The organism is Acinetobacter sp. ACNIH3, assembly GCF_002918965.1.
Taxonomy (GTDB): domain Bacteria; phylum Pseudomonadota; class Gammaproteobacteria; order Pseudomonadales; family Moraxellaceae; genus Acinetobacter; species Acinetobacter schindleri.
The window spans coordinates 1-21,391 of sequence record NZ_PQLP01000037.1; the positions used below are offsets into that span (position 1 = coordinate 1).

The 21,391-nt window shown below is 42.9% G+C and carries 22 protein-coding genes and 1 pseudogene; 9 read left to right on the forward strand and 14 right to left on the reverse strand.

Annotated features, from left to right (window positions below):
- A pseudogene (locus C3420_RS12835) lies at positions 1-110 on the forward strand (IS5/IS1182 family transposase); the annotation flags it as partial.
- Position 111: 1 nt separating this feature from the next.
- Here C3420_RS12835 and C3420_RS12840 read toward each other — a convergent pair.
- From C3420_RS12840 to ureE, 8 genes are all read right to left on the reverse strand, one after another.
- The gene (locus tag C3420_RS12840; protein ID WP_171294473.1) at positions 112-402 is read right to left on the reverse strand and encodes a hypothetical protein; all 291 of its coding nucleotides are present in this window, start codon (positions 400-402) and stop codon (positions 112-114) included.
- A 184-nt stretch (positions 403-586) separates the two neighbouring features.
- Positions 587-2,287, reverse strand: a complete 1,701-nt coding sequence (gene ureC, locus C3420_RS12845) for an urease subunit alpha (protein ID WP_103800078.1) — start codon at positions 2,285-2,287, stop codon at positions 587-589.
- Between the two features lie 15 nt (positions 2,288-2,302).
- Positions 2,303-2,611 carry an urease subunit beta gene (locus C3420_RS17645; RefSeq protein WP_004809471.1) on the reverse strand — a complete coding sequence of 103 codons (309 nt, stop codon included), beginning with the start codon at positions 2,609-2,611 and terminating at the stop codon, positions 2,303-2,305.
- Positions 2,612-2,620: 9 nt separating this feature from the next.
- A complete protein-coding gene (ureA, locus tag C3420_RS12855; RefSeq protein ID WP_076753618.1) occupies positions 2,621-2,923 on the reverse strand; it encodes an urease subunit gamma in 303 nt (100 codons plus the stop codon).
- Between the two features lie 353 nt (positions 2,924-3,276).
- Positions 3,277-4,158 carry an urease accessory protein UreD gene (locus C3420_RS12860; protein WP_048881079.1) on the reverse strand — a complete coding sequence of 294 codons (882 nt, stop codon included), beginning with the start codon at positions 4,156-4,158 and terminating at the stop codon, positions 3,277-3,279.
- Between the two features lie 30 nt (positions 4,159-4,188).
- Positions 4,189-4,803 (reverse strand): urease accessory protein UreG, encoded by a 615-nt coding sequence (ureG, locus tag C3420_RS12865; protein ID WP_004809476.1) that lies wholly within the window; start codon positions 4,801-4,803, stop codon positions 4,189-4,191.
- Between the two features lie 17 nt (positions 4,804-4,820).
- Positions 4,821-5,486, reverse strand: coding sequence for an urease accessory protein UreF (locus C3420_RS12870; protein ID WP_103800079.1), 666 nt, complete (start codon positions 5,484-5,486; stop codon positions 4,821-4,823).
- Positions 5,473-5,955, reverse strand: coding sequence for an urease accessory protein UreE (ureE, locus tag C3420_RS12875; RefSeq protein WP_026056813.1), 483 nt, complete (start codon positions 5,953-5,955; stop codon positions 5,473-5,475). The genes C3420_RS12870 and ureE overlap by 14 nt, the downstream gene beginning before the upstream one ends.
- Before the next feature lie 317 nt (positions 5,956-6,272).
- Between ureE and C3420_RS12880 the strand changes: the two genes are divergently transcribed.
- On the forward strand, positions 6,273-7,364 hold the full coding sequence (locus C3420_RS12880) for a zinc-binding metallopeptidase family protein (RefSeq protein WP_004809482.1): 1,092 nt from the start codon (positions 6,273-6,275) through the stop codon (positions 7,362-7,364).
- Between the two features lie 210 nt (positions 7,365-7,574).
- Entirely contained in the window at positions 7,575-8,180 is a 606-nt protein-coding gene (locus C3420_RS12885; protein WP_103800080.1) for a TetR/AcrR family transcriptional regulator, read from the forward strand.
- Between the two features lie 42 nt (positions 8,181-8,222).
- Here the strand turns inward: C3420_RS12885 and C3420_RS12890 are convergent, their stop codons facing one another.
- The 4 genes from C3420_RS12890 to cysK all read right to left on the reverse strand — a co-directional run bounded on the left by C3420_RS12890 (position 8,223) and on the right by cysK (position 12,713).
- A complete protein-coding gene (locus C3420_RS12890) occupies positions 8,223-8,417 on the reverse strand; it encodes a heavy-metal-associated domain-containing protein (protein ID WP_004809486.1) in 195 nt (64 codons plus the stop codon).
- Between the two features lie 28 nt (positions 8,418-8,445).
- A complete protein-coding gene (cueR, locus tag C3420_RS12895) occupies positions 8,446-8,877 on the reverse strand; it encodes a Cu(I)-responsive transcriptional regulator (protein ID WP_004809488.1) in 432 nt (143 codons plus the stop codon).
- A gap of 4 nt (positions 8,878-8,881) precedes the next feature.
- Positions 8,882-11,566 carry a heavy metal translocating P-type ATPase gene (locus C3420_RS12900; RefSeq protein ID WP_008307367.1) on the reverse strand — a complete coding sequence of 895 codons (2,685 nt, stop codon included), beginning with the start codon at positions 11,564-11,566 and terminating at the stop codon, positions 8,882-8,884.
- A 148-nt stretch (positions 11,567-11,714) separates the two neighbouring features.
- Complete coding sequence (cysK, locus tag C3420_RS12905) at positions 11,715-12,713, reverse strand: cysteine synthase A (protein WP_103800081.1); 999 nt, start codon at positions 12,711-12,713, stop codon at positions 11,715-11,717.
- Positions 12,714-12,996: 283 nt separating this feature from the next.
- Between cysK and C3420_RS12910 the strand changes: the two genes are divergently transcribed.
- The 5 genes from C3420_RS12910 (at position 12,997) to C3420_RS12930 (ending at position 18,041) form a co-directional block, all read left to right on the forward strand.
- On the forward strand, positions 12,997-13,308 hold the full coding sequence (locus tag C3420_RS12910) for an ArsR/SmtB family transcription factor (protein ID WP_103800082.1): 312 nt from the start codon (positions 12,997-12,999) through the stop codon (positions 13,306-13,308).
- Positions 13,309-13,508: 200 nt separating this feature from the next.
- Entirely contained in the window at positions 13,509-15,260 is a 1,752-nt protein-coding gene (locus tag C3420_RS12915) for a SulP family inorganic anion transporter (RefSeq protein WP_103800083.1), read from the forward strand.
- Positions 15,261-15,570: 310 nt separating this feature from the next.
- Positions 15,571-16,767, forward strand: a complete 1,197-nt coding sequence (sstT, locus tag C3420_RS12920) for a serine/threonine transporter SstT (RefSeq protein ID WP_103800084.1) — start codon at positions 15,571-15,573, stop codon at positions 16,765-16,767.
- A gap of 46 nt (positions 16,768-16,813) precedes the next feature.
- Positions 16,814-17,488, forward strand: coding sequence for a YoaK family protein (locus C3420_RS12925; RefSeq protein ID WP_076753623.1), 675 nt, complete (start codon positions 16,814-16,816; stop codon positions 17,486-17,488).
- Positions 17,489-17,504: 16 nt separating this feature from the next.
- Positions 17,505-18,041: a DUF2058 domain-containing protein gene (locus C3420_RS12930; protein WP_103800085.1), complete on the forward strand. Its 537-nt coding sequence runs from the start codon at positions 17,505-17,507 to the stop codon at positions 18,039-18,041.
- 75 nt (positions 18,042-18,116) lie between these two features.
- On the opposite strand, the gene C3420_RS12935 is transcribed toward C3420_RS12930, so the two are convergent.
- Both C3420_RS12935 and C3420_RS12940 read right to left on the reverse strand, forming a co-directional pair.
- A complete protein-coding gene (locus tag C3420_RS12935) occupies positions 18,117-18,764 on the reverse strand; it encodes a ParA family protein (protein ID WP_103800086.1) in 648 nt (215 codons plus the stop codon).
- 155 nt (positions 18,765-18,919) lie between these two features.
- Positions 18,920-19,699 (reverse strand): hypothetical protein, encoded by a 780-nt coding sequence (locus C3420_RS12940; RefSeq protein ID WP_103800087.1) that lies wholly within the window; start codon positions 19,697-19,699, stop codon positions 18,920-18,922.
- A gap of 359 nt (positions 19,700-20,058) precedes the next feature.
- Here C3420_RS12940 and C3420_RS12945 point away from each other — a divergent pair, with 359 nt between their 5' ends.
- The gene (locus C3420_RS12945) at positions 20,059-21,315 is read left to right on the forward strand and encodes a mechanosensitive ion channel family protein (protein ID WP_048881088.1); all 1,257 of its coding nucleotides are present in this window, start codon (positions 20,059-20,061) and stop codon (positions 21,313-21,315) included.
- The last annotated feature ends 76 nt before the right edge of the window (positions 21,316-21,391 follow it).

Genomic DNA, 21,391 nt, shown 5'->3' on the forward strand with positions numbered 1-21,391 from the left:
TGAAAACCTTCAAAATCCTTGCTGAGCGTTATCGAAATAGAGGTAAAAGGCTTGGTTTGAGATTCAATTTAATCGCTGGAATCTACAACTTGGAACTGAGCAAAAAATGATTTATGAAAGAGGTCTAATATAGAATAGATTAAGAGCTAAACTTAGTAATTCAATTAAATCTCGATCTTCTTTAGAACTTCTATATTTATTTAGTTTCTCGACAATTTGTCTGACAAAATCAGAAACAGGTTGTGCTCTCGAATATTCAGTCAGTTGATCATAATTCCTTAAGTCAATATTAGGATTAAGCACTTGTTCAGCAGTAATAATATAAGGGGAAAGGATTTTGACGGTATCTGAATATTCTTCAGAATTTAGCTCTACCTTTTCAGATATAGTTGACAATTCCATCATAAGATTCTTAAAATTTTTACTTTCAAAATTAAATGACATCTGAGTTCTACTTTTCTTTAATTTTCATCTAAATTCTTATAATTCAAATACTAAAATAACTCTATACATTTGTCTATCCATAAAATTTTACCTCTTCTCAAAGATTCTAATCATTATGAGTAGAATCTTTGATACAAAACATTTAAAACAAGAAATACCTCTGCGCCATCGGCAACACTTCCGCAGGCTCACAAGTCAGTAATTTCCCATCCGCCCGAACTTCATAAATTTCAGGGTCAACTTCCATCACAGGACAGTAAGTATTCAACTTCATATCTTTTTTCTGAATATCACGTGTGCCTTTACATGGACTAATCAACTTTTTCAGACCGAGCTTTTCATGCACACCTGCCTCAATCGCCACTTGTGATAAGAAAGTAATACAAGTGTTATGCACACCACGGGCATTCGCGCCAAACATCGGACGATAATGCACAGGCTGCGGTGTTGGAATAGACGCATTAATATCGCCCATTGGCGCAGCTGCAATCATGCCACCCTTAATAATCATGGATGGTTTTACCCCAAAAAACGCAGGTTTCCACATGATTAAATCGGCAAGTTTACCAACTTCCACCGAACCAATTTCATGACTTAAACCATGGGTAATCGCAGGGTTAATCGTATATTTGGCAATATAACGCTTTACACGATTATTATCATGCGTGGCATTGTCACCCTCCAAAGGTCCACGCTGCACTTTCATTTTATGTGCGGTTTGCCATGTGCGAATCACGACTTCACCAACGCGCCCCATTGCTTGTGAGTCTGATGACATCATGGCAATTGCGCCCAAGTCCTGCAAAATATCTTCCGCTGCAATAGTTTCACGGCGAATACGACTTTCCGCAAATGCCACATCTTCAGAAATTGCAGGATCTAAATGATGGCAAACCATCAACATATCCAAATGCTCATCAATAGTGTTGATGGTATACGGACGAGTTGGATTGGTCGAAGATGGTAAGACATTCGGCTGACCAATGGCTTTTAAAATATCAGGCGCATGTCCACCGCCCGCACCTTCGGTATGGTACGTGTGAATGGTCCGGTTTTTAAATGCTGCCAAAGTTTCTTCTAAAAAACCGCTTTCATTTAAAGTGTCGGTATGAATCGCCACCTGTACATCATACTGATCTGCTACGGTTAAGCAGTTATCAATAGCTGCAGGTGTTGAACCCCAATCTTCATGCAATTTTAAACCGACCACACCCGCTTTAATTTGCTCGGCTATCGGCTCAGGCTGACTTAAATTTCCTTTACCGAGTAAACCAATATTCATCGGTAAATCATCAATGGCTTGTAGCATAGTCGAGATATGCCACGGCCCCGGTGTCACAGTAGTTGCCGATGTGCCTGCCGCAGGCCCTGTACCACCGCCGATCATGGTGGTCACACCCGACATTAGTGCCGTTTCCACTTGTTGCGGGCAAATCCAGTGAATATGGGTATCGACACCACCTGCCGTTAAAATCTGCCCCTCACCTGCAATGACTTCGGTTGCAGCACCCAATGGAATAGTAATATCAGGCTGAATATCAGGGTTGCCTGCTTTACCAATTTTCCAGATACGGCCATTTTTCAAACCAACATCTGCTTTGACAATACCCCACCAATCGACAATCAGCGCATTGGTAATCACAGTATCAGCAACGTCATCGGCTAAAAGCTGAGATTGCCCCATGCCATCACGAATGACTTTACCGCCACCAAATTTGACCTCTTCCCCATAGGTGGTGAGGTCTTGTTCCACTTCAATAAACAGTTCGGTGTCGGCTAAACGGACACGATCGCCAACTGTTGGACCAAACATTTCCGCATAAGCGCGGCGTGACATTTTCATTTTATAAGTATTCCTTTAGTCCAACTTGCCCATGACCCGACCTGCAAAGCCATACACTTCGCGCTTACCGGCTAAAGCCACCAATTCAATATCACGGCTTTGTCCAGGCTCAAATCGAACGGCTGTTCCTGCTGCAATATTTAAGCGATAGCCATGGGCTTTTTCGCGGTCAAATTGCAAAGCATCATTGGCCTCGGCAAAGTGAAAATGTGAACCCACCTGAATCGGACGATCACCCGCATTAGCCACGGTCATCTTTAAGGTTTGTCTACCCACATTCATTTCAATATCAGTATCTGGCGTAAAAATTTCACCTGGAATCATATGATGCTCCTAGACAATCGGTTGATGCACAGTGACGAGCTTAGAGCCATCAGGAAAGGTCGCTTCAACCTGAACTTCGGCAATCATTTCAGGTATACCGTCCATCACGTCTTCACGTTTCAGCAAAGTCGTGCCGTAGTGCATCAACTCGCTCACGCTCATACCATCACGTGCACCTTCCAGTAAAGCAGCAGAAATAAAGGCAATGGCTTCCGGGTAATTCAATTTTAGCCCGCGTGCCTTACGGCGCTCTGCCACTAGTCCTGCAGTAAAAATCAGCATTTTGTCTTTTTCAGTCGGATTTAGTTCCATGTCTATTTCCTATTTCTTCAATATTTTTAATGCAAAATGTGTGCAAATTCATTCAGTATTCCTTCTCCTGAACGAGCTTTTAAGCATTGCTTTAAAAGCGACGTGCAAGTGAGGCTTAGGGTGAGGTGAACCTTCATTGTCATAACCCCTCCCTCTAGCTCCCTCCCAAAGGGAGGGACAATGAAAATAAATTTCCTTCTCCTTTTAGGAGATGAGTAACACTGCTACACAAAGGAAAGGTAAAAATAGTTAATCCTCTCTTTTACGAGTCGAACGATTCTTTAATCTCCCCAAATCCCTCTTTGAGAAAAAGAGATTTTCTCCTCCCTTTATCAAAGGAAGGTCGGGAGGGATTACGTTCGCCAAATCCTCGGAAACTCTTCATCTAGTCCAAACCAGTAACGACGCAGTCGTGCACGAATCGCAGCAAATGCATCATGACACTGGCGCACGTCATCCCCGAGATAACGCGCCGTCAGCACATCATCCAGTAGTGTTAATGTCACCGGCACATCCATACGCATGATGAGTTCACGAATCAGATCGATGTGCTCATCCAGATAAAAACTTGCACGATATTTTTCAGGCGGTACAGCCCATAGACTGCCCATCACAGCATGTCCATTCATACCCAGACAGGAGTTTAACCAGCGATCCTGTCCGGAGAATTTCAACTGATCTGCAACCAATAGCTTTGCACCGCGATACAGTAGAAAACGGCTGCGATAACCACCCTGCTCAAACTGCTCGTATCTTGCCTGACGGCCAATCACCAGCATGTCCCAGCCAATAAAACTGGCAGTTTGATCTAAATGAATGGTGGTGGACGCATGTGCATTGGCACCATCAAATAACATGGTTTCCTGCGGCAGCCATTCAAAAATCCCCTTTTCTTCCACACGAATATCAATATGCTGATAGGCCTGTTTCAGATTGGTCTTGTACCATTTACCTGCACCTGGTGTGGTCACCAGTCCGTGCGCATTTGCTCCGACGCGCATATCGAAACTCAGGTGATCTCCTCCGGCAATTCCGGCAGGTGGATGTACAATAATTGCATGACAGACTCCGGTTTTTTCAGGCCACAGCATTTTTTGCACACGAACCGGCCCCTCATGCTTGCGATGCTGCAGAATGGTTCGTCCATTACTGCAATCTGCCTCGAAACCCAGTTGCAAACGTGCAAACCAGAGTTTTGCTGCTGAGCCGCGTTCTGCTTCTACCACGCTATTCATTTCGTTGTGCACTTATCCTGACTAACCACCCTAAGCCTTAAACAGACCTTGTTTTTCGATAAATTCAATAATTTGCTCAAGACCATCTTTGGTTTTCATATTGGAAAATAAAAATGGTTTCTCGCCACGCATACGTTTTGCGTCTTGATCCATAACATCCAGATTTGCACCCACCATCGGTGCTAGGTCGGTTTTATTAATGATCAGTAAGTCCGATTTGGTAATACCGGGGCCACCTTTACGTGGAATCTTTTCACCACCCGCAACATCAATCACATAAAGCGTTAAGTCTGAAAGTTCTGGGCTAAATGTCGCGGCCAAGTTGTCGCCACCACTTTCAATAATGATCAGCTCCAGTCCGTCAAACTTTTCACACAGGTCATCAATTGCAGCGAGGTTAATCGAGGCATCTTCACGAATCGCAGTATGGGGACAGCCACCAGTTTCAACACCGACAATACGGTCAGGCGACATCGCTTCATTACGGGTCAGGAAGTTCGAATCTTCCTTGGTATAAATGTCATTGGTGACCACGGCCATGTTGTATTTATTTCGCAAGGCCTGACACAAATTCAGGGTTAAAGCAGTTTTACCTGAACCCACTGGGCCACCGATTCCAACGCGTAATGGACTACGTTCTGACATAATTTTTCCTTTAATTTTTAAGATCTAAATAAACGGGAATATTGATTTTCATGGCGCATACTCAGCATGGCGTAATTCGGCAAAGCGCTACTCATCTCATCATCACTCAGGTTAATGGCACGCTCGATAAGTGCCGGAATTTCTCCATGCAGATGCCAGAGAATCCGCTGGCCACTCATTTGCCCCAAAGGCACTGTTTTCACAGCGGCTAATACCTGATTTTCCAGAACAGCAAATGCATAAGCAGTCAGGACATCATCGACTTCTAAATGTAATTCGCCACACAACTGGGCATAGACTGGAACGTAGCCATACTGTTTTTTGACTTTTACTGGTCGCTTGAGTACATCGCGAATCCAGGCATTCAGTGAAAATGCCAGCTGCTGGGATTCTGCCAGTAATTCCTTACTTTCACGGCTTGCCCTGTAAATTTCAGCCCAATACTGAAATATGATTTCATCGTCATAATTTTGCATTAAGCGTTTTAAAATTGGCAGTTCGAACCGCAGCAATAGCATTTCCAACACTTCATTAAAGTAGGCAATGCTGGAAGCTTCGTCATGAATCAAGCCGGTATCAATCGCACTTTCAACCCCTTGTGAATAGCAATAAGCGCCGACCGGTAGTGCCGTCGAAGACAGGGTTAGCAGGCTGAGTAGTTGCGAGGCCTTAATGTGCGACATGATGCAATGACTTGATTGGGCTTAAACGGTGATCATGCTGGTGCTGTGCATAAGCGCCGCTCTCTGGTTCAAACGGATGTTGTACGGTATCTACACGTAAACCCAAACCTTCAACCATTTCAGCCAGTACATGATCCGGTTCAAAATACAGTGCCGTTGGGGTCAGCATGAGTGGCACATGACGGTTACCCAGGTGATAGGCTGCCTTTAAAAGATCAAATTCATGATCTGCAGTGACCTGCATCAAGGTTTCTGGCTTGGCATTAACACGCAATAATTCACCATGATCGGTGGCGATGACTGAACCACTACGTAAAATCCCGGTACGTGGCAGGTCTGCACCAATATCGGTGCCATTTTTTAGCGTAGCGCGGAAACGGCTTTTTTGACGCGTATCAAAGCTGAGTTCAATGCTTTCAATATCAGTAGAGTGACTGGCATCTTCCAGACGTTGGGTAAAAATCTTCATCTTGGCCCTATATGCATCAATTTGATTCATCACGTTCCAAAGCGGAACAATTGATCAAAAAACAAAAAATATTGCATCAAAATAAAGCATTTATCGTGCCAAGATATTGGATTCAATTTTCTTACATAAAAATTACGAATGACATTTCACCTATCTTCAACTGCGGCTAAAATATAAGAGCAGCCAGCTGAGTTAATAGTTTAGTTGGTTTGATTTAAATAGCTGAATTATTTAATTTTATTTAAATGATATGCTAGCAACTGGATTTAAGTAAAACTACTCGGGCTTAGCGGTTCCACGCTTTTCACGGAGTGAAAATGAAATATTTTGAATGTCCCAAATGTGAGCATCAGATCTTTTTTTATTCTACTGAATGCCATCACTGCAAATCTCCGATTGGTTATATCGCATCGGAAAAGGACATGTGCACTTTTGAAAAAATCAGTGAAGATGAGTGGATTCCGCTGAAATCAGAATATCGTGCCACGCACTATAAGCCTTGCTATAACTATACCCATTATCAGGTCTGTAACTGGATGATTCCGGGCGATTGCGATGAGGACTACTGCGAGTCCTGTCAGCTGACCCATATCATTCCCAATCTGGATGATCCCGACGTTATTACCTACTGGCGGCGACTTGAAGAGGCCAAACGGCGCTTTTTATATCTTACCCAGCGCATGAATATGATGCCGCGTCCAAAACGTACAGATGATGATGTATTTGGTTTGCGTTTTCACTTTTTATTGCCTATGGATGGTAAGCCAGTGTTAACCGGGCATGCCAATGGTCTGATCACTATGAATGCCATTGAAGCAGATGTGGTGTATCGGGAAACCACGCGTATTGATATGGGTGAAAATTATCGCACTCTTTTGGGTCACTTCCGCCATGAAAGTGGGCATTTTTATTTCAGTATCATGCAGCATCTTCATCCAGAACTAATTGAAGAATTTAGATTTTATTTTGGTGATGAACGTCAGAATTATGCTACTGCGCTGCAGCGCCATTATGAAGAAGGTGCGCCAGAAAATTGGCAAGAAAAATATATCAGCACCTATGCGACGGCACACCCATGGGAAGATTGGGCTGAAACCTGGGCGCATTATCTGCATATTATGGACACTCTGGAAACCGCTTTTTATGGTGGTCTGCGTGTTGATGGAAATGGTAAAACCTTGGCCAGCATGTCCTTTAATGAATGCCCGATTGGCGGCAAAGACATTGAACACATTCTGGATAACTGGATCACTTTAACGTTTAACCTGAATGCCCTGAATCGTAGCATGGGACTGGAAGATGCCTATCCGTTTACGCTTACCGAAGTGGTGAAAAACAAGCTGCGCTTTATTCATAGTCATGTACTGGACAAAGCATTTAAAGAAGCTGAGTCAAAATTACCCGGCTAAAATCGCTGCCCCGTCACGTTATAAAACAATGAGAATTATCTTCTAAATTGCCGTTTAGCCACCAGATCCTGGTCATTTTCATGAATTTAGCCAGTAAATGATCAATTATCAGACAATTTTATTACCATGCACGACCATAGTTTGATATTCATTTAATCTGAAAATAATTAGGCTGTTATTGTTCTTTTTCGACACGTTAGTAAAGATAAGATGAGTAGTGTAAGACAACAGAACTTTCTTCTGCGTAAAGAAAAAATTCTTAGCATGGCCGAGAGCCTGCTTCTGGATAATAACGAAGACATTACCCTGAATGAACTTGCCAGTGAAATGGATATTGCCAAGGGGACCATTTACAAGCATTTTAAAAGCAAAAACCAGCTATATCTAGAACTAATTATTTTAAATGAACAGCGTCTTTTAGAGATTTCCAAACGTTTTAATACTGACTTACGGACTTATGTATCGGAATATATGCTTTATCATTTGCACAATTCCAATCGAACCATTTTGCTGCATATGATTGAGGAGCGCCTGACCAATACTGAAAAAGGCCTGAAAGAGCTGTTTCAGGAACTGTATCAGGTCCGTGAAGAACGGATTCTGAGTATCCGTGACCTTACTCGTGAATATCTGGATGCCAATAACAGTAGCATGTCGATCCGGGATTATCTGTCTTTTATCTGGACAGTGACCTATGGCGCTTCCCTGTTACTGAATTCAACCAGCTATCAAAAAGCTATCGGTTCTCGTGAAAGATTGATTGAACTCTATGTCAATCAAGCTTTAATGATTGCACCCAACAATACCTCTGCATAAAAAAGCCTGACACACAGGTCAGGCTTGCTTTCGTAGCGCTACTTATACTGCTACAGGTGGAAAACCGTCTTCAGTCAGTGCGGCAACGATTTCATCCTGATGTACGCCAGTTTCTACTTCAACCAGCTTTTGCTCTACGTCAATTTCAACACGTGCATGTTCATCCAGATCCTTGATGGTCGCAGTAACACTACGTGCACAACCGCCACAGGTCATATTTTCAATACGAAATTTCATGCGCTTATCTCCTTAGGAATAATTTATTCTAACTTGAAGTTGAGTGATGGCTGGAGGGTGGATTTGTATCCAGTCCCTGCTCGATATCTTTTAAAATTGCACAATCTGCACGCTCATCACCAGCACAGCGCGCGACCGATTGCTTCAAAATTTTGACCATGGCCTGCATATCCTGAATTTTCTGTTCCAGTATAGTGATATGTTTTTGTGCCAGCTGTTTGACTTCACTGCTCTGCCGCACTTCATTCTGCCATAGCCCTAACAACTCTTTCATCTGTTCCGAGGAAAATCCCAGCTCGCGTGCATGCTGGATAAAACCGAGCATACGGATATCAGCATCGCTATAGTCACGATAGCCACTTTCACTGCGTTTCGGCGCAGGTAACAGACCAATCTCTTCATAATAGCGAATCATTTTGGCCGAGATACCGGATCGTTTGGCGGCTTGTCCAATATTCACTGATTTACTCCTGTGCTGATAGTGGCTGATATAGCTTTAAACGCAAGGCATTGCTAACAACAAATACTGATGACAAAGCCATTGCACCTGCGGCAAACATTGGCGAAAGCAGGATGCCAAAGAATGGATACAGGATACCCGCAGCAATTGGGATCAATGCAATATTATAGACGAAGGCCCAGAACAGGTTCTGTCGAATATTCTTGATGGTGGCCTGACTGATGCCAATGCCGGTGGCGACATGCTGCATATTATCGGACATCAGCACTACATCTGCTGCTTCAATTGCAACATCAGTCCCCGTACCAATCGCCATGCCGACATCTGACTGCGCGAGTGCCGGTGCATCGTTAATACCATCACCCACAAAGGTTACAATGCCATGCTCTTTTTGCAGCATTTTTACGGCATCAACTTTTTCATGAGGTAAGACTTCAGCAATTACATGATCAATCTTGAGTTGTTGTGCTACCGCATTCGCCGTATGTGGATTATCACCCGTAATCATTGCGACTTTTAGACCTTGACGATGCAATTCTTCAATGGCTTTAAAGCTGGTATCTTTAATCGGATCAGCTACAGCAATAATGGCTGCCAGTTTTCCATCGAGCGCTGCATACAGCGGTGTTTTGCCTTCTTGTCCCAATTTAGAGGCTATTCCAGCAAAGTACTCGGTATTTAAACCCAGCTGTTGCATCAATCGTTCAGCACCAATCTGGATATCCTGATTATTGATCTGTGCTTTGATCCCGGCACCAGTAATCGAATCAAATTCACTTACTTCGATTAATTCGATCTGCTGCTCTTTTGCTGCCTGCACAATCGCATAGGCAATCGGATGTTCAGACTTGGCTTCTACCGAGGCGATCAGTTGTAAAACCTGCTGTTCATTAAAACCTTCTAGCACCTGAAAATCAGTCATGACAGGTTTTCCTTCCGTCAGTGTTCCGGTTTTATCGACTGCTACAACTTTAGTTTGCTGCAATAACTGTAGAGCTTCGCCTTTACGGAACAGTACCCCCATTTCTGCCGCACGACCGGTACCGACCATAATCGAGGTCGGTGTTGCCAGGCCCATGGCACATGGACAAGCAATAATCAGAACTGCCACAGCATTAACCAGTGCATAACTCAATTGTGGCTCAGGACCAAGCAGGAACCAGACCATAAAGGTCAATAAAGCCAGACCCATTACCGCAGGCACAAACCATAAGGTAACTTTATCTACAGCTGCCTGAATCGGCAGTTTGGCACCTTGCGCCTGCTCGACCATTTTAATGATCTGCGCTAGTACTGAATCTTCACCCACGGCGGTCGCACGGATTTGTAGGATTCCATTCTGGTTAATAGTGCCGCCAACAACTTTATCATCAATATTTTTGGCTATAGGCACCGGTTCACCCGTCACCATCGCTTCATCGACATAGCTATGACCGGAAGTCACTACACCATCTACTGCGACTTTTTCACCCGGGCGAATTTCGATGATCATATCCTGCTGGACTTCGGAAATGGGCAGGTCCAACCATTGTCCATCCTGTAAGACACGTGCGGTTTTAGGCTGCAGGCCAATCAGATATTGAATCGCCTGTGAGGTTTTACCTTTGGCACGTGCTTCTAGGTAGCGACCTAACAGGATCAAGGCAATAATGACCGCTGCCGCTTCAAAATAGACATGTACGGTGGCTTGCGGCAATAAAAATGGGAAGAATGTTGCGATAACAGAAAACAGATATGCTGCCGCTGTACCTACCGTTACCAGCGAGTTCATGTCAGGTGCCAGTCGCAATAAGGCTGGAATCCCATGCTGGTAGAAACGCCGCCCCGGAAACAATAATACCAAAGTGGTCAGTACAAACTGGATATACCAGCTGTTCTGCGTACCAATATTATGCGCAACAAAATGATGGAAGGACGGAAGCAGATGTGATCCCATTTCCAGAATAAATACTGGTAATGCCAGCACCAGGGCAACCCAAAGATCACGATACAATGAAGCTGTTTCTTCAGCTTTTTTCTGCTGGAAATTCTGCTGTTCGGTGAAATTCACTTTTGCAGTTTTTAGCTGTGCCTCATAACCGGCTTTTTTAACTGCTTGGATCAGATTAGCAATATTCAGGTTTGAACCAAAAACCTGTACCGTTTCAGTGGCCAGATTCACACTAGCCGCAGTGACACCTTCAACTTTATTGAGTGCTTTTTCCACCCGAGCGACGCAGGATGCACAAGTCATCCCTTCAATGTTTAGTTCAAGCTGATCTGCTTTGACATCAAAACCGGCTTTCTGAATGGCTTTGACCAAGGCCTGCTGCTGTAAAGAACTGACTGCAGTGACATAAGCCTTTTCGGTAGATAGATTCACATTGGCTTCCAGCACTTCTGGAATTTTTTTGAGGGCTTTTTCAATTCGGGCAGCACAAGAGGCACAGCTCATGCCTTCAATATCCAGTTCGAATTTCTGTTGTTCCACCTTAAAGCCAGCACGCTCTATTTTCTGGATAATCTCCGCACAGGGAATCACATGATCGGCACTAATCGATACCTTTTCCGTAGACAGATTGACATGAGCCGAAACTACGCCTTCAATTTTCTTTAAAGCCTTTTCTACCCGTGCCACGCAAGAAGCACAGGTCATACCTTCAATCTGTACAGTCGTTTGATACAGTTGAGTATTCGACAGTTCCTGCATGGCACATCTCCTTCATATTATTGATGGTTTGAATCTAGCTTATAGCTTAAACCTTCCCATAGTTGGAAGGTCAAGTCTTTATGTGAAAATAAAAAAGCCCGGATCATAAACCCGGGCTTTTAACGTATTGCCAAATACTTGCTGAAAATTATTCTGCAGAAATATCTTCAAATAATATCGATGACAGGTAACGTTCACCACCATCTGGCAAAATCACCACAATGTTTTTACCTGCATTTTCAGGACGTGCTGCAAGTTGTGCAGCCGCAGCCATCGCCGCACCACTTGATATACCCACCAGAATCCCTTCTTGCGATGCCGTTTTACGTGCCCATTCCACTGCCGTAGTACTGTCAATTGCAATGACTTCATCTACCAGATCAAGATCAAGGTTACCAGGAATAAAGTTCGCACCAATCCCCTGAATTTTATGTGGTCCAGGCGTCAATGATTCACCGCGTTTCGCCTGAGCAATGATCGGTGACTCAGCTGGCTCAACGGCAACTGAATAGATCGGCTTATTACGGACTTTTTCGAAGTAACGTGAAATACCTGAAATGGTACCACCCGTTCCTACACCAGCGACCAGAATATCAACATTACCGCCAGTCGCTTCCCAGATTTCTGGGCCAGTCGTTTCTTCATGAATTTTCGGGTTAGCCGGGTTTTCAAACTGTTGTGGCAGGAAATATGTTTCAGGCTGTTCAGTCACTAGACGAACCGCTTCATCTACTGCACCTTTCATGCCTTTCGCAGGTTCAGTCAAAATCAGGTTAGCGCCAAAGGCTTTGACCACTTTACGGCGCTCTACACTCATGCTGGCTGGCATGGTCAGCGTAAGTGGATAGCCTTTTGCTGCAGCAACGAAAGCCAGTGCAATGCCGGTATTGCCACTGGTTGGTTCAACAATGTGCATGCCTGGTTTTAACTTGCCAGATTTTTCAGCATCTGCAATCAGCGCTGCACCAATACGGCATTTCACCGAAAATGCCGGGTTACGGCTCTCAACTTTCGCGAGTACAGTCGCCCCGCCTGTGATGGCACGGTTAATGCGCACAAGAGGTGTATTGCCAATGGCTTCTGAATTGTTACTGTAAACCGCTATTCCCAGATTGTTGGGCGTAGGAAATGCTGCATCTGTACTCATTAGTATATCCCTGATGTTATTAGCTTGAAGTGCACTATCATCATACAAGTATTTTCAGATTTTGTAGAAGAAAGTGGAATCTGCACTCTATTATGGCAAATCAACTGTTATATAAGTTATTAATATACAATAAAAATAACTGATTATTTAATGTTAAATATATAATTTTTATTGATATTTAAATTCACAAAAAGCCATAAAAATAAGTGATTTTTACCAAATGTTTAATGATTCAGGCCTTTATAATCATTCGCGCTGTATTTTATCTCTATGGACATTCTGAATGAATACCGATCTTGAAATCACCACCATGCGTGATTCAGCTGATCAGGTGGTTGGCATCCTGAAATCTCTTGCAAACACTGACCGTCTCATCATCCTATGTCATCTTTACCAAGCGGAACTCAATGTTTCACAAATTGAAAATCTCACCCACATCCAGCAACCTACACTTTCCCAGCAATTGATGATGTTACGTAAAAGTGATGTGGTCAGTACCCGCCGCGATGGTAAGCAAATTTTCTATTCTATTAAAGATCAGAATCTGGTGGTCATCCTGAATACGCTGTATCAATTGTACTGTGCAAAAGCTTAAGCATTTTATCTAGAGTCTAAACATTCCTCTTGGCACTGGAGATGATCTTCAATGTGTAGATCATCTCTTTGAGACAGAATCATTGCTAAGAACTGGTCAGGTCATTTTTTATATGAGGGTTGATCAAGCTCCTCTTTTATCCATGATTTCTTAGCAGAAAATGTGCATAATATATCTATATTTTTGATTTAGACTTTTATATGTCCAATTCGAAGCCAAAACTGCTGCAATTATTACCGGCCTGGTCATGGTTAAGTCATTATAGTCCGGTTAAATTCAAGTCCGACGTGCTGGCTTCGTTAATTGTGGTTGCCATGCTGGTGCCACAAGGTATGGCGTATGCCATGCTGGCTGGATTGCCGCCGATCATGGGACTATATGCCAGTATTCTGCCTATGATTCTGTACGCGATGCTAGGCAGTAGCAGTACCTTGTCGATTGGTCCTGTAGCCATCATTTCCATGATGACCTTCGCCACGCTGAATCCTTTATTTGAAGTCGGTTCACCTGTCTATATCGAAGCAGCAACTTTATTGGCGCTGATGGTCGGAATCATTTCCCTATTATTAGGCTTAATGCGTTTTGGTTTTTTGATTCAGCTGATTAGTCACCCGGTGATTCAGAGTTTTATTATTGCTTCTGCGCTGCTGATTGCGGTTGGACAGTTTAAGTTTCTGGTCGATGTGCCATTACAAGCTAATAATCTTCAGCAATTTGTGTTTAGCCTGCTGGAATATCTCCATCTGATTCACTGGCCAAGTCTGGTTTTTGGGCTGCTGTCCATTGGCCTGCTGATCTATCTTCCAAAAATTCTGAAATCCCAGTCTGTACAAAGCCGGATCGGATCGACTGATTTTCTGGTGCGTGCTGTACCATTAATGCTAGTCGCTTTAGGTATTTTGGCTGTGGTGTATCTAAATCTGCAAACACAAGGGATCAAAACGGTAGGTGCAATTCCTTCCGGATTTCCACCTTTAAGTTTTCCACACTGGAACTGGGATTTAGTGCTCACCTTGCTGCCAGGCGCGACCATGATTGCGATGATCAGTTTTGTGGAATCGCTGTCTATCGCGCAAGCAACAGCATTACAGCAACGTAGCCAGCTAAACAGTAACCAGGAACTGATTGCACTGGGTATTGCCAATATTAGTGCCGGAGTCAGTTCTGCCTTTCCAGTTACTGGTAGCTTGTCACGTACTGTGGTCAACGCAGATGCTGGTGCCAGAACGCCAATGGCGGGTGTACTGTCTTCTCTGCTGATTATTTTGGTCAGCCTGTTTTTTACTGGTTTCTTTGAAGAGCTGCCACTGGCGATTCTTGCCGCCACGATCATTGTATCGATCTGGAAACTGGTTGATTTCCAGCCCTTTATGAATGCTTGGCGCTATTCCAAAGCAGACGGGATTGCCATGTGGGTAACTTTCTTTGGTGTGGTGCTGATTGATATCTCGACAGGTCTGATTATTGGCATTATTTCCACCTTCGTGCTGATGCTGTGGCGTATTTCCCGTCCGCATATTGCAGTAGTCGGCCTGATTGAAGGCACCCAGCATTTCCGCAATGTGCAGCGCCATCAGGTGCTGACCTCAGATCAGGTGCTTTCCTTGCGTATTGATGAAAATCTAAGCTTCTTGAATGCTAATGCCTTTAAGGGCTTTTTGATTAATGCGGTCAGTGATAAAGACCAGCTTAAGCATGTCATTTTGAACTGTTCCAGTATCAGTGCTATTGACCTTAGTGCTCTGGAAATGCTGGAAGATCTGAATACAGAACTGTCCAAACTCAATATTCGTCTACACTTTGCTGAAGTGAAAGGACCAGTCATGGATCGCTTACAGGAATCCAAATTGCTTAAACATCTCAGTGGACGGATTTATCTGACGCACTATCAGGCAATTCGGGATCTCACCCCCGATCTGTTTAATGATCACAGTAAAGATTATTCCATTTAACTCGTTTGACTATTCCAGGAACAACGTGATTAATTTTGAAGGCATCTCGTAGTATCAGCAAAATTGATCACTTTTTTAAGAGCATTTCTATAATAAATATATGGTATACATTTTCATCCTAAAATTTCATCTAAGATCTAATTTTGCGTAAAATATAGACAAAAAATACAGATGGTTTTCTATAATTATCATTTATTTTCATAAACTTATATTTAAACTGAAAATATATTTTAAGCACATAGAATTTTAAGTATAAAATAACGCAAATTTTTTCCGCATTTAGCCCTCGTAATTTACACAAGGCAACCTTATGTTCTCTGCCCTTTCGCGTATGAGTTTAGTCTCCCGAATCATCATTGCCATTATACTTGGTATTGGTGTCGCGCTGGTTTTTCCAGAATATGCGCCCTACCTCAGTCTGCTAGGCGACCTTTTTATTAAAGCTCTTAAATCTGTCGCTCCTGTCCTCGTTTTCATTTTAGTTCTAGCTTCCATTGCTAACTTTAAAGTGGGTCAAGGCAACTCCCGTATGCGCCCGATCATGTACATGTATGCGATCGGCATGTTCCTGGCCGCAGTGAGTGCTGTAATTGCCAGTATCATGTTTCCAAGTACGCTGTTCCTGGACGTCGCTGCACAAGGTGACTTACAGCCACCAGGCAGTTTAAGTGAAATCCTGAAAAATCTGCTGCTTAGCTTTGTTGCGAACCCGGTGGTTGCAATTGCTGAAGCGAACTTTATTGGTATTCTGGCTTGGGCAGTGGCCCTGGGTATTGCATTCCGTCATGCATCTGAAACCACTAAAACCGTATTAAATGATGCAGCAAATGCCATTAACCATGTGATCCGTCTGGTAATTAGCTTTGCACCTGTCGGTATTTTTGGTCTGGTAGCAGTTACTTTTGCCGAAGCGGGTCTGGAAACTTTAGAAAGCTACGGTCATTTGCTGGCAGTATTGCTTGGTACGATGGCCTTCGTAGCACTGGTAGTGAATCCATTACTGGTTGCATTGGTAACACGTGCCAATCCTTATCCACTAGTCTTTACCTGCTTACGCGAAAGTGGCATCACTGCATTCTTTACCCGTAGCTCAGCTGCAAATATTCCAGTAAATCTGGATCTGGCGAAACGCTTAGGTGTGTCTGAATCCACTTCAAGTGTAGCCATTCCACTAGGTGCAGCCATCAATATGGCAGGTGCATCTGTGACCATTACCGTGTTGTCGCTTGCAGCAGTAAATACGTTAGGCATTCATGTTGATTTTACCACCATGATTATTCTGTCTGTGGTTGCAACTGTTTCTGCATGTGGTGCTTCTGGTGTTGCCGGCGGTTCATTGCTGCTGATTCCAGTTGCATGTGGCCTGTTTGGTATTTCTTCTGATATCGCAATGCAGGTCGTTGCAATCGGTATGGTGATTAGCGTATTGCAGGATTCAACTGAAACTGCACTCAACTCATCAACTGATGTTTTATTTACTACAGCTGTAGACCGCGCATCTAATTGATCTTATATTGATAATTCAATATTTTGCCAATAGATGTTGAGTTCTTATGCCATTACAGCGTTTACCCATCTGGGTTCAACTGGGTGCATTTTTTCTTGCCGTAAATGCCGGCATGATTAATGTACTCGGTCTGGTTACTCTCCTGCACCAATCCGTTTCCCATATGACCGGCAATATCAGTATGCTGGCCATGGCACTGGTGCAATGGCAGCCTGAACAGATTCTCTATCTGTGCCTGGTTACTGCGTGTTATGTCATTGGCTCAATGTATAGCGGTCTTATCTTGGGAAATAGCCACTTTCAGCTAGGCCGCCGTTATGGATATCCGCTCAGTCTGGTGGCTCTTTTTATTATCCTGTGCTGGATCTTACTACCATATTTTCCTCATTATGGCTTGCTGTGGGCCTGTGTGGCGATGGGTGTGCAAAATGCCATGGTCAGTCACTATAAAGGCACGATTATCCGCACTACGCATTTATCTGGTGTATTAACCGATCTTGGGCTGTCGTTAGGCTATAAGTTGCGTGGACTGGAAGTTGAATCTCGACGGACTATCCTGCATTTACTGATCCTGATCGGATTTTTAATTGGCGGTATTCTTGCCAGCTGTATTTATCCTTATTTAAAATTAAACGCATTCCTGATCCCGGCAGCACTCAGCCTTAGTCTAAGCCTGATTTACTGGATCATTTATTTACGTTATCGACGCTTACAGCATTAATTCTCTGGAAATACTCATGGTTAAAAACGCACTACAGGCACAATTGTTAAAGGCAGGTCTGGTCGATAATAAGAAAGCAAAGAAATTGTCAAAGCAGGCCATTCATGAAAAGCGCACTGGTGATAGTACTGAAGCTGAAATCAAGGCGAAAATTGAACAGGCCAAACAGGAAAAGCTGGCAAAAGATCAGGCCATTGAACAAGAGAAAAAGGCAGCACTGCAGGAAAAAGAACTCAAAGCTGCCATTATGCAAATGATCAATCAGCATAAAATTCGCGATACTGATGGTGAGATTTCCTATCAGTTTATTGATGATTCTAAAATCAAGAAAGTCTATCTGAATCAGCAAATTTATAATGCACTGGTTGCAGGCAGTTTGGTGATCGCCCGCGAAAATGACAGCTATGCTTTCCTGCCTAAAGCGCTGGCGGATCGTATCAATGCCAAAATGGAAGGCTTTATCATTGTGAATAATTCCGAGAAGAATGAACAGACCACCGATGAAGAAGATCCATATGCAGCATATGTGATTCCGGATGACCTGATGTGGTAATCCATGAAAGCCAAAAGCTCCCTATTTCGGGAGCTTTTTTTAAGCACTATTAACATAATGATTCGAGGTAGACAATCAAACTGGCTGTGCTGTATCAGCCATTAGCTCCTGAATAAATTGATCAAAACGTTGCCCTTGTGCTGGTGAATGTTCCCAGATGCTACAGCCCAAATTCTTTGCATCATCAAAGGCTTCATCCTCATAAATAATAGTATTCAAAAAATGTGCACCAGGAATGCCTTTGAGCAAATTTTGATTTGCTTCAATTTGCGAGATTTCGATCTGCTGAGGTACACGCATCAGTATTCCATAGACTTTTAACTGGGTATTGAACTGTGCAACACTGATGGCCAGTTGCAGCATCTCAGTATACATCTCCTGTTCTTCAGCCTCTGCTGACATAGGAATAATCAGCTTATCTGCTCGCATCAACACCGAGCGCAATGCATAACTATCATGCCCGGCGATATCAATCACGATATCATCATATTGAGTTTTGACCTGTTCTACACGCCGCATTAACTCATCTGGATGGTCTTTTAAGGAAATATGTTCAAAACCAAAACCTGTACGATGCAAAGCCACCCATTCAAAATTCTGCTTGTCGTCATCGGTATCTATATAGAGTGTTCTGGCTTGAAGACGCAGATATTCTGTCAGATTCATTGCTAAGGTACTTTTACCTGAATCTCGTTTCGGACTGGTCACCACAAAGATCGTCATATTATCACCAAATTTTTAATCAAAAATATTATTAAATACTTAAAATAATTATGGTTTTAAAATGAATGATTTAATTTGAAAAGTCAAAACTCATTTAAATTAGATCATAAAAAAGCACCCTTAGATGCTTTGTTTAAAAATCTTTCTGACTAAGATCAATTTTGAGTTTTCTGTCCAATAAACAGAATTGCATCCTGCTGATTGCTGTTCTCGGCCATCATATAAATTGACTGGCTATCAATCTGGTTCAGCAATATCCCATCTACTTGCTGTGCCCCATTCAAACAGTCGGAACTTGCAGAACCTGTTAAGACCAGATGAATATGAAAATATGGCGCATTGTTTTCCGAACTCACTCTTCCTGCAAATGCACACTTGTCCTGATCGCCGACAATTCCTGTCACCACTCCGCTACGGTCGATATTGACTGTAGTAATTACATTATTGGTTAAAGTCGTGGTTCGACCGCTATAGCGTCCTTGCAGGCTGGATATACTGGTATTGTCACGACTGTAATCTGTATTATAAATAAGGTTAAAAGGCCGATTATTGGTATTATTGACATTTCCCTGCAGGTTCTTTTCCGCCGTATAATGACCATTCAGGGTTACACTAGCAGTTTGATTGAAGGCAAAATTATAGTCGCGAATGTTGGTCGCACTAAAGCGATTGCCCGATAAAGAAAACTGCCCACGCATGATACCGGTATAACCATTATCTGCTGGCAGTGAATACAATAACCAGAAATTACTATTTTTCTCGATCACACCCAGAATAGAGCGCGGACTCAAATTTTCATCTGCAAAACTGCCGAGATAAACACCTGTCAAGCGGCTTGAGGATGAACCATCTACACCTCTAAAAATATCATCATTCCCATCACCGCAGGCATTCAGCGCTAAGGCCAGACCGACAATTGCTAACTGTTTTTGCATAATTCTACCCTTTGTATTTTTGTAGGAGGGTGATCTTTGATGTGCATCTTTATCATAGCTGGGCTACTTAGGAGCTGATATGAAATGCCGATAAAGTCTCCTGTTCGCCTGATGTAATTGACAGTTTTAAATACCTTACTGATCCTTTCAACGACTCATAAAGATGTCCGCTGGTTAATCAAATTCTAAATAAGCAGAATCTGTTTCTCTATCCGTTTTTGTATCTTTTTATAAGCATAATATTGATGGATCAAAATACTGTAACGGGACAGATATGTTTTAAAACGTTATTCAAGGTTAATAAATAATTTCTAAGCTTATAAACTGTATGGCATTTTTATATTGAAGAGAAAGATCAGTTGGAACAGTTTAGATTTATTCAGAACATTCAAGATTGGGCAGATCAATACCCTTGGCTGGAAATGCTGTCTTCTTTAAGCATTGTGATTGCACTGGCTTTTATCGCCAATCTGTTTGCCAAACAGGTTGTTGTTCGTGGAATTCGTAAACTGATTTCCAAATTGCCTTTTGCCAACAACACGATCTTTGCAGAACATAGTGTAATTCGCCGTATTGCCAATATTGTACCCGCTATTGTGATTATGAATGGGATCAGCACGGTTCCACACTTGTCAGATAAAGTGCAAACCTTTGTGCAGATGGGTGCTCAGGCTTTTATTTTCCTGACCATTGCCCTAGCACTGGGTGAATTGCTGAATATTTTTAACCTGATTTATCAGCGCAATCCCAAATCACGCAATAAACCGATTAAAGGCTATTTGCAGCTGGTGAAACTGCTGATTTTTATTGTCTGTGGATTGATGATTCTGGGTACCTTCCTGAAAAAGGATGTATTTACCTTGCTGGCAGGTTTCGGTGCGATGGCTGCTGTGCTGATGCTGGTGTTTCAGAACACGATTCTTTCATTGGTGGCTTCAGTACAGATTTCTTCTTATGACATGGTGCGTATCGGTGACTGGATTGAAATGCCTTCACTGAATGCGGATGGTGATGTAATTGATATGTCATTACATACCGTGACCGTGCAAAACTTTGACAAAACCGTTACGACCATTCCAACCAATAAGTTAGTGACGGATACGTTTAAAAACTGGCGAGGAATGCAGGAAGCTGGTGCACGTCGTATCAAACGCTCGATTCATATTGATCAAAGCAGCGTGCATTTTATGAGTGAGGAAGAACAGACCAAACTGAAAAACTTTATCCTGCTCGATCATTATCTGAATACCAAGACTGAAGAGCTGGTCAAATTCAACCAGCAGTTACAGCATAATTCCCAATATAATCAGCGCCGTTTAACCAATTTAGGAACGTTCCGCGCCTATCTGGAATTTTATCTGCAACAGCATCCGGGTATTACTAAAGACTTTTCTCTGATGGTGCGTCAATTACAGCCGACTAGTGAAGGCTTACCGCTAGAAATCTATGCCTTTACCAATACCACGGTGTGGACTGAATATGAGAATATTCAGTCTGATATTATGGATCACGTATTGGCAATTATTCCGGAATTTGGCCTGAAAGTGTATCAGGCACCTTCAGGCAGCGATTTTAAGGAAGTATTTACAGCGCCTGCTTCGCCAATTATTACTTAATTTAAAACGCAGTTACTCCAGGCCTGAAATGATACGTCATCTCAGGCTTTTTTTTATTGATGTAGCTATGCAATCT